This window comes from Enterobacter sp. SA187 (genome assembly GCF_001888805.2).
In the GTDB taxonomy this organism is placed as follows: Bacteria; Pseudomonadota; Gammaproteobacteria; order Enterobacterales; family Enterobacteriaceae; genus Enterobacter_D.
In genome coordinates this window covers 2,193,915-2,206,703 of the sequence record NZ_CP019113.1, presented here as the reverse complement: position 1 = coordinate 2,206,703, position 12,789 = coordinate 2,193,915, and the positions used below count along the sequence as shown (strand labels likewise).

Annotated in this window: 11 protein-coding genes; 7 read left to right on the top strand and 4 right to left on the bottom strand. The window is 54.7% G+C overall.

The window, feature by feature from the left end; genetic code table 11:
• Positions 1-167: 167 nt before the first annotated feature.
• Complete coding sequence (locus BMF08_RS10465) at positions 168-1,760, top strand: FGGY-family carbohydrate kinase (protein ID WP_072567536.1); 1,593 nt, start codon at positions 168-170, stop codon at positions 1,758-1,760.
• Between the two features lie 59 nt (positions 1,761-1,819).
• The gene (locus BMF08_RS10460; protein WP_072567535.1) at positions 1,820-2,818 is read left to right on the top strand and encodes a LacI family DNA-binding transcriptional regulator; all 999 of its coding nucleotides are present in this window, start codon (positions 1,820-1,822) and stop codon (positions 2,816-2,818) included.
• Between the two features lie 35 nt (positions 2,819-2,853).
• Here the strand turns inward: BMF08_RS10460 and BMF08_RS10455 are convergent, their stop codons facing one another.
• The 3 genes from BMF08_RS10455 to BMF08_RS10445 all read right to left on the bottom strand — a co-directional run bounded on the left by BMF08_RS10455 (position 2,854) and on the right by BMF08_RS10445 (position 6,404).
• Positions 2,854-4,215 carry an MFS transporter gene (locus BMF08_RS10455; RefSeq protein ID WP_072567534.1) on the bottom strand — a complete coding sequence of 454 codons (1,362 nt, stop codon included), beginning with the start codon at positions 4,213-4,215 and terminating at the stop codon, positions 2,854-2,856.
• 107 nt (positions 4,216-4,322) lie between these two features.
• Positions 4,323-5,657 carry a glycoside hydrolase family 172 protein gene (locus BMF08_RS10450; RefSeq protein ID WP_072567533.1) on the bottom strand — a complete coding sequence of 445 codons (1,335 nt, stop codon included), beginning with the start codon at positions 5,655-5,657 and terminating at the stop codon, positions 4,323-4,325.
• Positions 5,658-5,912: 255 nt separating this feature from the next.
• Positions 5,913-6,404, bottom strand: a complete 492-nt coding sequence (locus BMF08_RS10445; protein WP_072567532.1) for a YajQ family cyclic di-GMP-binding protein — start codon at positions 6,402-6,404, stop codon at positions 5,913-5,915.
• A 98-nt stretch (positions 6,405-6,502) separates the two neighbouring features.
• On the opposite strand from BMF08_RS10445, the gene panE reads away from it, so the two are divergent.
• Together panE and yajL are read left to right on the top strand one after the other, a co-directional pair.
• Positions 6,503-7,414 (top strand): 2-dehydropantoate 2-reductase, encoded by a 912-nt coding sequence (gene panE / locus BMF08_RS10440; protein ID WP_072567531.1) that lies wholly within the window; start codon positions 6,503-6,505, stop codon positions 7,412-7,414.
• The gene (yajL, locus tag BMF08_RS10435) at positions 7,377-7,967 is read left to right on the top strand and encodes a protein deglycase YajL (RefSeq protein WP_072567530.1); all 591 of its coding nucleotides are present in this window, start codon (positions 7,377-7,379) and stop codon (positions 7,965-7,967) included. The genes panE and yajL overlap by 38 nt, the downstream gene beginning before the upstream one ends.
• Before the next feature lie 26 nt (positions 7,968-7,993).
• Here the strand turns inward: yajL and thiI are convergent, their stop codons facing one another.
• Complete coding sequence (gene thiI / locus BMF08_RS10430) at positions 7,994-9,445, bottom strand: tRNA uracil 4-sulfurtransferase ThiI (RefSeq protein ID WP_072569402.1); 1,452 nt, start codon at positions 9,443-9,445, stop codon at positions 7,994-7,996.
• A gap of 207 nt (positions 9,446-9,652) precedes the next feature.
• Here thiI and xseB point away from each other — a divergent pair, with 207 nt between their 5' ends.
• From xseB to dxs, 3 genes are all read left to right on the top strand, one after another.
• Positions 9,653-9,895 carry an exodeoxyribonuclease VII small subunit gene (xseB, locus tag BMF08_RS10425; protein WP_072567529.1) on the top strand — a complete coding sequence of 81 codons (243 nt, stop codon included), beginning with the start codon at positions 9,653-9,655 and terminating at the stop codon, positions 9,893-9,895.
• Positions 9,896-9,897: 2 nt separating this feature from the next.
• Positions 9,898-10,797 (top strand): (2E,6E)-farnesyl diphosphate synthase, encoded by a 900-nt coding sequence (ispA, locus tag BMF08_RS10420; RefSeq protein ID WP_072567528.1) that lies wholly within the window; start codon positions 9,898-9,900, stop codon positions 10,795-10,797.
• Between the two features lie 75 nt (positions 10,798-10,872).
• Positions 10,873-12,735, top strand: a complete 1,863-nt coding sequence (dxs, locus tag BMF08_RS10415) for a 1-deoxy-D-xylulose-5-phosphate synthase (protein ID WP_072567527.1) — start codon at positions 10,873-10,875, stop codon at positions 12,733-12,735.
• The last annotated feature ends 54 nt before the right edge of the window (positions 12,736-12,789 follow it).

The following is a 12,789-nucleotide window of genomic DNA, read 5'->3' as shown; positions in this document are numbered from 1 at the left end:
ACAGATATGTGATTGCCCTCAACGCCCCTGGCGTCAAATCCTTTTGCTAACTCGAATTAGCATAGAGTTTTTCTGATTTTCATCACAACATTTTTCGCCGGGTTTTGTGAGGATCCTCACGAGCGGTTTAACCACAGGGATGTAACCCTGACTTTCTGGAGCAGAAAATGACGACCTGTTTTTTCCTTGGCATAGACATAGGTTCAGCCAGCGTGCGCGCTGGGGTATTTGACGCAAACGGCCAGCGGCTGGCTTTCGCCACTCGCGCTATTTCACAGTTTCGTCCCGCCGAGGCGCGGGTAGAGCAGTCCTCCGCTGAGATCTGGCAGCAGAGTTGCGAGGCGGTTAGAGAGGCTGTCGCCAGTGCTGGCCTTGACGCCGGGCAGATAGTTTCGATTGGTTTTGATGCCACCTGTTCGCTGGTGGCTATCGATAAAAACGGCAACGGGCTTGCCGTATCGCCTGGCGAAGCTGACGATCACAACATCATTATGTGGATGGATCACCGCGCGGCGAGGGAAACGCAGTTGATCAATGCCACTGGCGATCGCGCTCTTAAATATACGGGCGGCGAAGTCAGTATTGAAATGGAACTGCCGAAAGCGCTTTGGCTCAAGAACCATCATCCGCAAACCTGGCAACGCGCACACCGTTTACTGGATCTGGCGGATTTTATGGTCTGGAAGGCCACAGGGGAGGATGTCGCCAGCCTGTGCACCCTGACCTGCAAATGGAACTATCTGGCTCATGAACAGCGTTTCAGCGACACGCTGCTGGCTGCCGCCGGGCTGGAAGCCCTGAGGGATAAAATTCCGCCGCGCATCCTGCCGCCCGCCGCTCGCGCCGGAACCTTAACGCCGGAGGCGGCTCAGGCGCTGGGGCTGTCTACGCAGGTCGTCGTCGCCAGCGGTATGATTGACGCCCATGCCGGCGGCGTAGCCTTAACCGGACGGCAACCTCAGGGTACCCTGGCACTGATAAGCGGCACATCTAACTGCCATCTGATTTGTAGCGAAGCGGCCATCATGACGCCCGGCGTATGGGGGCCATACTGGTCAGCCATGTTGCCAGGGTACTGGCTGACCGAGGGCGGGCAAAGCGCTGCGGGCGCGTTAGTGGACTGGACGTTGCAAGAGTGCAGCACAGGAACAGAGCTGATTACTCAGGCTCATCAGCGTGGGTACCATCCGGTTACGCTGGTTAACGAGTGGGTGGCCGCGCTGGAAACCCGCGAAAATGAGCCCACAGCGGATTTGCACATACTGGCCGATCATCACGGCAACCGCTCTCCCCGCGCCCGACCAGACGCGCGCGGCAGTATATGCGGGTTACAGCTGGAACGTGGTGAATCCCGCGTGGCGCGGCAGTACCTCGCCACGCTTCAGGCCATCGCCTACGGCACACGCCATATTATTGAGGTCATGCAGAAACAGGGGCATATCATTGCGCGGCTGGCGCTGTGCGGCGGCGCTACGCATAACCCGCTATGGATGCGTGAGTATGCCGATGCTACAGGTTATGATATCCATCTATTGCAGGAAGAAGATGCCGTAACCTTGGGGTCTGCGATTACCGGCGCGGTGGCTTGTCAGGCATTCCCGGATCTTGCCGCGGCGACGCAACAGATGGTGAGGCCCGGCAGCAGAGTTGTGGCAAATCCGGCGCGTAAGTCCTCTCATGACCGTAAATATCAGGTTTATCTACAAATGTGGGAACATCAGCAAGCGCTTAACCGACTGATGCATAAAGACAATGCCTGATAATCGTTCTATTATGGCCTCATCACTATTCTCTAAAGACCTGTCCGGAGCATACTGTAGTGGCCAAAACAGTCGAACAAATCGCCAACGAACTGAATTTGTCAGTCACGACCGTGCGGTTAGTGTTGAACGGAAAAGCGGAGCAGTACCGTATCAGCGTAAAGACTCAGGCGCGCATCAGGGAGTATGTAGACCGTTATGGTTATGTACTTAACCATTCGGCACGAAGTCTGAAACTCAATAAAACCGACACGCTCGGTTTTATTGTGCCGAACATTTCAAACGTCTTCTTTGCCACCCTGGCTGAAAAGCTGGAGTTGCGCTGTCGCCGCTCCGGCTACCAGTTAACCATCAGCTGTACCTATGACGATATTGAGTACGAAAACAAACTGGTACGAGCGCTGATCGCCCGCAACATAGACGGCTTATTCATTGTTCCCTCCTCGCTGGAAAACCAACAGCATCATCTGCGCCAGGTAAAAAAACCGATGGTACTACTGGATCGCGATTTCAGGTTCAGCAACAACGCGCTGGTTGAAAGCCAAAATGCGCAAGGTAGTCAGACGCTGACCGAGAATCTGCTGGCGTCAGGCAAAAAACCCGTCTGGTTTCTGGCAGGCGATGCCGAGTTACCGAGCATCAGCGATCGGCTGGATGGATACCTCCAGGCGCTGAAAAAACAGGGCATAGACCACAGTAACTGGGTCATCAAAGGAGCAGAAAACACGCCGGAAGGCGGCAGAGCGATCATGGATCGGTTGCTTGCACAACATGGGCAGCCGGAGGTATTTATCGCCTCATCGCTGCCGGTACTGGAGGGGGCTATCGATGCGCTGCGTACCCGCTTTGGTGAGCTTTCCCCGGATATTGATATCGGCACCTTTGATGAACACCCGATGCTGAGTTTCCTGGCAAATAATGTCTGGTCAATGCAACAGGACGAAGACGCCTGGGCGGAAAAAGCCTTCAATATGATGCAGCGCGCGCTTACCGGCGATCCCGTTAATGAGACCGTCAGAGTGCCGATGACGCTGATCACCCGCAAGCGCCGGTCTTAAATCAAGCGCCCCGCCCTGTCAGCTGCGGGGCCTTTTTACTGAGGCTTTTCACACAGTATGGTCGCTTGATCATTGCGGCCATTCTGCATCATCGCGGAATAGTAAGCGTTGTTGATCACGTAGAAATGCATAATGAGGCCGGTGAGTAAATAAAACAGCGCTGGCACCAGCAGCATGATCCAGGATAACCCTGCGATCGCTGACGCACTTTGCGCGCCCTCACTGGTGTAGCCCACCCAGGCCAACAAATAGCCGGTGATCGGCCCGGCGATCCCCATACCGAATTTCTGGCAGAAAGAAATCATACCAATCGCCAGACCGGAAGCATCAATACCTGTTTTGCATAAGCCATAATCTGAAGCTTCAGTAATAGAAGACCAGAGGATCGGCGTATTAATCTGTGACACTACAGAACAGAGCAAATAAAAGAACGTCGCGCTCCAGAAGCTGTTCGCCCCTACCAGCCACCAGGCCAATAACGACATCACCGCCGAGCCATACATGGAATACTTAAATACTTTTATCTTGCAGTAATGACGCGTCAGCCAGGTAGAGATCAACGGCCCAAGGATGCCTCCTACCGATCCCATACTCATGAATATCGCAATCCCATACCCGTCCGTCGCACCGGCAAACTCTTTGCCGTACATAATCGCGACGCTGCCATTCACCAGAAAGCCGACAAACAGCACGACCATCGCGAGGCTGATAATCTGCCATTGATCGTTTTGCAGCAAGCCTTTCACCTGGCGGCGTAAAGGCTCTGCAGGTGTCGTAGTGATCACCCGCTCTTTCACATTAAACGCGCAGAACAGCATGATAACGACGCTTACCGCCCCCACTACTGCAAAGGCTGTTGCGTAACTGCTGCGCGCATCGCTGCCCTGGGTCACCCAGTACGGCACAAAGGTTGAAACAATAAGCGTGGCTACCTTCGCCATCGGGAACCGAAAGGCGTTAGCGTTCAGTCGCTCCTGTGGATCGGCGGTGATCACGCCAATCAATGAAATATAGGGGATCGCCAGCACCGTAAAGGCAAGGCTGTTAAATATATAGACGCCGGTTGACCAGGCCATTTTCTGGCTATAGGTTTCGCCAAAAGAAGTAAATAACAGCCAGAGTGAAATACCGAAAGGTATTGCGCCAATCATCAACCAGTGACGATAACGTCCCAGACGGGTACGGAATTTACTGGTTAATATTCCCATCAGCGGATCGGAAATAGCATCAATGGTGCGCACAATCATTAATATCCAGCCTGCGTCAACGGGCGATAATCCGACGACCTGGATCAGGAAAGCATAGATAAGTATGGATGCGGAAATAATAGAAATAGTGAGTGCCATATCACCCGCGCCATAAGCGCTTTTTTCAAGAACCGATAAGCGTGTAGTCATGATAAAACTCTTCCGGTAACGTGATTTCAGGTGGCTCAGGTATGCACATCTTCTGCCTGACGGGAACCCGCCAGGCATACCGCAATAATGCGCATACCGCTGTTTAGTTATTCAGAAAATGGTGAAATAATTTTATTGTTAATGGACTTCTCACGCGTGGCGGCGATTTTCTTATCCACTTCCTGCTGGCGAAGCGTTTGCCAGTTTTCAAGACGCTGCGCCGCGCACTGTTTTTGCGCCTGCATTTCTGCATTCAGCGTTACCTCAGACAGCGGGGCAAAGGCTTCTCCTGCCCTTGCCGGAATACGCTCCGCCACCGGTTGCATCGACAATACGGGCGAGGGCAGCTTTTGATACCAGTAGACGGTCGACGCCCAGTCGTCAGAAAGATGATTACCATGACCATGCTCCATGGTCACCCGGATGCGTTTTTTAAAATGCACTGGATCGGTAATATGAAAGCGGTAGCTGGTCTGAAACCCTGGCAAATGAGAATCGTGTAGTGAGGAACCATTAAAAGGGGCGGAACAGTCCTGCATTCCCCAGGCATGATTAAAATAATCTTCTGTCCCTGTGCCATGAATTGAAGGCGGCCACAGCGGATCATCATCAATAAAGATCATCTCATCGCCTTCGCCCCACCAGGTTTCCTGCCGATGGCGCACCGATAAATTGCAGCCGATATAATGCCCTTCCCCCTCAATATTCAGAAGCTCATAATTATTCTCCGCGCTCAGGCAAGGAATATTGACTTCCGGGCTGTTAACCTGCAGTTCAGGCCCCCAGCCCTGGCAGGGATTTTCACGCTTCCACCAGGCATGAAAATAAGCAATATCGTCGGCATGCTTTTCCGGATAGCATTCAAAATCGATATTGAAATACTGTCCGTAGGGCAAATCATTCTGGTTTTCGACTTCAATAATCGCGCGCTCGTTAAAGGGCATGGGTAAATAGCAGTTAAACGCCGCCGTCGCGCCGGGCCGGTAATTTTCGTCGGGCCGACAAGAGACAGTGAAGGGCAGCGAGGTAAAGCTAGCCGGAACCGAATGCCCGACACAGAAAAAATCCCCCAGCGGCACGATAACGGACGGTTGCACCTGGTTATCCCAGTAAAATTTCAGCAGTACCTTACGATAGTAAGCTTCATCATGTTGCTCCCAGCTTACGCCAAGGGCGTTATTGATTTCATTAATGGGCGCGACATATTGTCCCTGCGTCGGATCAATCAATCCGGGGCCTTTTATTTTGCGGCAAAATTGCGTCATCCAGATATGGGTAATACAACCGCTACCACTTATATCCGCTAACCGAACGGTTTCCCCGGCGGGGATCATCCAGTAATCCTGATTACGCCCGCTTTGATCCCAGCTGGATAGCCGCCCGCTGCGGGCATTTTTAATCTGACATAAATCCTGTAATAAACCTGTTTTGTCTGCTGACATGATAGCGCCTCACCATTTATCCATTATATCGGGGCCAGCGCCTTAAATTCATGTGATGGCATCCCTGCCCCGCCCTTTGCTAATTCGAGTTAGCAAAGTAATCAGTGCAGACCAGGCTGACAAGATGATTTCACCTAGAATGTGATTATCATCATTCTCAAATTCGTAATAGATTGATTAATTTACTTAATTGGCTGAAGCAGGTGAAGGGAGTAAAAAAGGCCGACGAAAAGGGTATCGCCGGGCCTGGGATAGTTAATCGCGGAAGTTTTTGAACTGGAACGGCTGCCCCAGATCGCCGCCGCGCACCAGCGCCATCGCGGACTGCAAATCGTCGCGTGATTTACCGGTCACGCGCACTTCTTCACCCTGGATCTGCGACTGCACTTTCAGCTTGCTGTCTTTGATCAGTTTGACGAGTTTCTTCTGCGTCGCGCTCTCGATGCCTTGTTTTAGCTTCGCCTCAACAAACCAGGTTTTGCCGCTGTGCACGAAAGTTTCAGGTACGTCCAGCGACGCCCCTTCAATACCGCGTTTCAGCAGTTTGGCACGCAGAATATCCAGCAGCTGGTTCACCTGGAAATCAGATTCGCTCAGCACCTTAATGGTTTTATTCGCCTCGTTCAGCTCGAAAGTGGCTTCAACGCCGCGAAAATCAAAACGCGACTCCACTTCACGGCTGGCATTGTCGACCGCATTGCGGACTTCCTGAAGATCAACTTCAGAGACAATATCGAAAGATGGCATCTTTTCTTCTCCCTCTCTATTTATTGCGATGCATAATACCTGCTAAGAAGCATAACTCAACTTGTTATGCCCGTAAGTGTTGCAGGCCAGGAGGAACCATGAAAATTACCGTGCTCGGATGCGGGGCATTAGGTCAGCTGTGGCTGAGCGCGCTGTGCAGGCATGGACATGAAGTCCAGGGCTGGCTTCGCGTACCTCAACCTTATTGCAGCGTAAACCTGATCGAAGAAGACGGCACCCTTTTTAACGCGTCGTTAACCGCGAACGATCCTGATTTCCTGGCGCAAAGCGATCTGCTGCTGGTGACTCTTAAAGCCTGGCAGGTGTCAGAACCGGTAAGAAACCTCGCCGCCAGTTTACCTGCCGCTACGCCGATACTCCTCATCCATAATGGTATGGGTACGGTGGATGAGCTGAAAAATATCTCCCAGCCTCTGCTGATGGGTACCACCACGCACGCTGCCCGCCACGATGGCAATGTCATTCTGCACGTCGCGGGTGGTATCACTCACATTGGCCCTGCACGCCAGCAGGACGGGGATTACAGCTATCTGGCGGATACCCTTCAGGACGTGCTGCCGGACGTAGCCTGGCATAACACCATTCGCCCTGAGCTGTGGCGCAAGCTGGCAGTGAACTGCGTGATCAATCCGCTGACCGCGCTGTGGAACTGCCCGAACGGCGAGCTACAGGCGCATCCGGCCTTAATCCAGACGCTGTGCCACGAAGTGGCGGCGGTGATGGAGCGGGAAGGTCATCATACTTCCGCTGAGGATTTGCTGCTTTACGTCAACCAGATCATCGCCAGCACTAAAGATAACATCTCGTCGATGTTGCAGGACGTGCGCGCCCTGCGTCATACCGAAATTGATTACATCACCGGGTATTTGCTCAGACGCGCCCGCGCGCACGGTATAGCGGTCCCGGAAAACACCCGACTTTATGAACTCGTTAAGCGTAAGGAAAGTGAGTATGAGCCCATCAGCACTGATATGCCTCGCCCCTGGTAGTGAAGAAATGGAAGCGGTCACCACCATCGACCTGCTGGTGCGTGGCGGCATCAACGTCACTACCGCCAGTGTTGCCAGCGACGGCGATCTGAGGATCGTCTGCTCGCGCGGCGTGAAGCTGCTTGCCGATGCGCCGCTGGTGGAAGTGGCTGACGGCGATTTTGACATCATCGTCCTGCCGGGCGGCATTAAAGGCGCCGAATGTTTCCGTGACAGTCCGCTGCTGGTAGAGACGGTGCGGCAGTTCCATCTTTCCGGCCGCATCGTTGCCACCATCTGCGCCGCCGCGGCTACCGTGCTGGTTCCTCACGATCTGTTCCCCATCGGCAACATGACCGGCTTCCCGGCGCTGAAAGACCGTATCCCGGAAGATCAGTGGCAGGATAAACGTGTGGTCTGGGATCCGCGCGTCAACCTGCTGACCAGCCAGGGGCCGGGCACCGCCATTGATTTCGGTCTGAAGATTATCGATCTGCTGGTCGGGCGAGAAAAGGCCCACGAAGTGGCGTCACAGCTGGTGATACCGGCAGGAATTTATAATTATTACGAATAAAAAAAGCGCCTTACGGCGCTTTTTCATTACGGGCGATAAACCTTCACGTTCTCAAAGCCCTGCTCGCGCAGATACAGCGCCTGCAGGCGGCTCATCACGCCGCGCTCGCACCACAGCAGCCAGGTTTTGCTCTGGTCGAGATCGCCGAATTTAGTGCTGAGTTTGTAGAATGGCAGAGATACCACTTCCACACCTTCAACCTGCAACGGCTTATCGTCCTGCTCGTCGATGGAACGAATATCGAGGATCGCCTCGTTCGGGCCGAAACCGGTGACGGTTTCCACTTCCACCACGTCCTGCTGGGTTTGCTCGGCAATTTCGCGGATGTCGATATTGCTCGCCGCGGCGACCACTTCATCAAGAATGTCGAAGTTAAAGTTTTCTTCTTCCGCTTCGATTTTCGCTTTCACCGCTTTTACGGTCGGGCTTTTCGAGATCACACCGCAGTATTCCGGCATGGTACGGGCAAAGTCAGCGGTGCCGATTTCACGCGCCAGATCGATAATGTGTTCTTTATCGTGAGAGATCAGCGGACGCAGGATCAGCGTGTCGGAAACGTTATCAATCAGACGCAGGTTGGTCAGCGTCTGGCTCGACACCTGGCCCAGCGCTTCGCCGGTCACCAGCGCCTGCACGCCATAGCGTTCGGCGACTTTTGACGCCGCGCGCACCATCATGCGTTTGAGCACCACGCCCATCTGGCCGTCTTCCACTTTTTCGAGGATCTCGCCCACGACCGGCTCAAAGTTAATGGCGACAAAGCGCACGCGGTGCGAGCTGCCAAAACGTTTCCACAGGTAGTACGCCACCTGACGCACGCCGATTTCATGCGCCGCGCCGCCAAGATTAAAGAAGCAGTAGTGTACGCGGCAGCCGCGACGCATCAGCATATAGCTGGACACGCCAGAGTCGAAACCGCCGGAGATCAGCGACAGCACATCTTCCTGGGTACCGATCGGGAAACCGCCGATGCCTTCGTAGCGGCCTTTCACCAGCAGCAAACGGTCATCTTCAATTTCCAGATGTACGGTGACATCCGGGTGCGTCAGTTTTACCCGCGCCGATTCGATATGCTGATTAAGTCCGCCGCCCACGTAGCGCTCTGCTTCAATAGAGCTAAACTCATGTTTACCGCGGCGTTTAACGCGCACGCAGAAGGTTTTGCCTTCCAGCTGGTCGCGATACTGCGCCAGCGCTTTTTCAAAAATGTCATGCAGCGAAGTGAAAGGCACATCTTCCACGTCCAGCACATGGTGGATCCCCGGAATGCGGGTCAGGGCATCGCGAATAGTCAGACGCTGGTTTTCGTCTCTGGAGCGGACTTCAATATGATCCCAGTGGCGAACAATGGCGAGCGTGTCGTCGTTATAATGTTTTAAAACGTTACGAATATTTCCGGTCAGCATCTTAATAAAGCGCAAACGCACAGATTGGCTTTTGATGGTGATTTCCGGGAACAATTTAATGATAAACTTCATGGCGGCAATGGTTCGTTGGCAGATCAGGCAAGCGATCTGTTGAGAGAAATATACAGCAGCCCATACCTGCGGCTGCATCCAGGCGCAGAAGTATACCACCATCGTGGTCAACCTGCGCATATTGCATGACCATTACGCCTTATTTGCTAAGTTGCGCCACTCCGCTACCATAGCGGGGCCGAATAAATGAGAGAGTCAGACATTCACATGCCAAAGAAAAATGACGCACCGGCCAGTTTCGAAACGGAGCTCAATGAGCTGGAACAGATTGTCACCCGTCTTGAAAGCGGCAACTTACCGCTGGAAGAAGCCTTAAATGAATTTGAGCGCGGCGTACAGCTGGCCCGTCAGGGACAGGTTAAACTGCAACAGGCAGAGCAGCGCGTGCAGATCCTGCTCTCTGATAATGATGACGCCCCGCTGACGCCTTTCACTCCGGACGCCGAGTAAACATGGATTTTGCACAGCAACTTGAAATCTGCGTACAGCAGGCGAATGACGCCCTGCGCCGCTTTATTTCTCCCCAGCCCTTTCAGAACACTCCACTGGTTGAGGCCATGCACTATGGCACACTGTTAGGCGGCAAACGGCTGCGGCCTTTCCTGGTGTATGCTACGGGCCAGATGTTTGGCGTGAGCGCATCCACGCTCGATGCCCCTGCCGCCGCCATTGAATGTATTCACGCCTATTCGCTGATGCATGACGATCTCCCGGCGATGGATGATGACGATCTGCGTCGCGGTCAGCCGACCTGCCATATTAAATTCGGCGAAGCGAATGCGATCCTCGCGGGCGATGCGCTGCAAACGCTGGCGTTTTCTATCCTCGCGGATACGCCCATGCCGGAAGTCGACGCGCGCGATCGCCTTGCTATGGTGTCTGAACTGGCGCAGGCCAGTGGCGTCGCAGGCATGTGCGGCGGACAGGCGCTGGATCTTGAGGCGGAAGGCAAACAGGTCGGTCTGGCGGAGCTTGAACGTATTCACCGGCATAAAACCGGTGCGCTGATCCGCGCCGCGGTGCGACTGGGCGCGTTAAGCGCCGGTGATAAAGGACGCGCTGCGCTGCCGATCCTCGATCGCTACGCCGAAAGCATCGGTCTGGCGTTCCAGGTTCAGGATGACATTCTGGATGTGGTGGGTGATACTGCGACCCTTGGCAAACGCCAGGGTGCCGATCAGTTTTTAGGTAAAAGCACCTACCCCGCACTACTGGGCTTAGAGCAGGCTCAGACAAAAGCCCGTGACCTGATTGACGATGCCCGCCACGCGTTAGACGCGCTGGCCGCCCAGTCACTGGATACCACGGCACTGGAAGCACTGGCGAATTACATAATCCAGCGTGATAAATAAACTTTTTATATGCTCCTGATAACGCAGAGGGCGGCAAACTGCCCGCTGAATTATGACGAGTAAGACGAGTGGCCGATGAGTTTTGATATAGCCAAATACCCGACACTGGCACTGGTTGACTCCGCCCCGGAGTTACGTCTGCTGCCGAAAGAGAGCCTGCCGAAGCTGTGCGACGAACTGCGTCGCTACCTGCTCGATAGCGTGAGCCGCTCCAGCGGGCACTTTGCCTCCGGGCTTGGCACCATTGAGCTGACCGTGGCGCTGCATTATGTCTATAACACGCCTTTCGATCAGCTGATCTGGGACGTGGGCCACCAGGCTTATCCGCATAAAATCCTCACCGGACGGCGTGACAAGATCGATACCATCCGTCAGAAAGACGGGCTGCACCCCTTCCCGTGGCGCGGCGAGAGCGAATACGACGTGCTGAGCGTCGGTCATTCGTCCACCTCGATCAGCGCCGGGATCGGCATCGCCGTTGCGGCGGCGAAAGAAGGCAAGCAGCGTCGCACCGTCTGTGTGATCGGCGATGGCGCAATCACCGCGGGCATGGCCTTTGAGGCGATGAACCACGCGGGCGACATCCGGCCGGATATGCTGGTGGTGCTCAACGACAACGAAATGTCGATTTCCGAGAACGTCGGCGCGCTGAATAACCATCTGGCGCAGCTGCTGTCCGGCAAACTCTATTCCACGCTGCGCGAAGGCGGCAAAAAAGTCTTCTCCGGCGTACCGCCGATCAAAGAGCTGCTCAAACGCACCGAAGAGCATATTAAAGGCATGGTGGTGCCGGGCACGCTGTTTGAAGAGCTGGGCTTTAACTATATCGGCCCGGTGGACGGTCACGATGTGCTGGGGCTGGTGACGACGCTGAAAAACATGCGCGACCTGAAAGGCCCGCAGTTCCTGCATATCATGACCAAAAAAGGCCGTGGTTATGAGCCGGCGGAAAAAGATCCCATTACCTTCCACGCGGTGCCGAAATTCGATCCGGCTAAAGGAACGCTGCCGAAAAGCGTCGGCGGCATGCCGTCCTACTCCAAAATTTTTGGCGACTGGCTGTGCGAAACGGCGGCCAAAGACAGCAAACTGATGGCGATCACCCCGGCGATGCGCGAAGGCTCCGGCATGGTGGAGTTTTCCCGTAAATTCCCGGATCGCTATTTTGACGTGGCGATTGCCGAGCAGCACGCCGTGACCTTCGCGGCGGGTCTGGCGATTGGCGGTTACAAGCCGGTGGTGGCGATTTACTCCACCTTCCTGCAACGGGCTTACGATCAGGTGATCCACGACGTCGCCATCCAGAAGCTGCCGGTGCTGTTCGCCATTGACCGCGCAGGTATTGTCGGCGCTGACGGGCAGACGCATCAGGGCGCGTTCGACATCTCATTCCTGCGCTGTATTCCGGAAATGGTGATCATGACGCCGAGCGATGAAAATGAATGCCGCCAGATGCTGTTTACCGGCTATCACTATAACGATGGCCCGAGCGCGGTGCGTTATCCCCGCGGCAATGCGCTGGGCGTGGAACTGACGCCGCTGCAAAAGCTGCCGTTGGGTAAAGGCGTGGTGAAACGTCAGGGCGAAAAAGTGGCGATTTTAAACTTCGGCACTCTTCTGGCCGATGCGGCACAGGTCGCGGAATCGCTCAATGCCACGCTGGTGGACATGCGTTTTGTGAAGCCGCTGGACGAGTCGCTGATCCTGTCGCTGGCCCGCAGCCATGAAGCGCTGGTGACGCTGGAAGAAAACGCCATCATCGGTGGCGCTGGCAGCGGTGTGAACGAAGTGCTGATGGCGAACCGCACGCTGGTGCCGGTGCTCAACCTCGGCCTGCCGGATCATTTTATTCCTCAGGGCACCCAGGACGAGGCGCGCGCCGCCATTGGTCTGGACGCTGCCGGTATTGAAGCCAGCATCAAAAACTGGCTGGCCTAACTCCCTCTTCCGCTCCTGCTATGCTTAGGTAATCTCGTACCCGTAGCAGGAGTG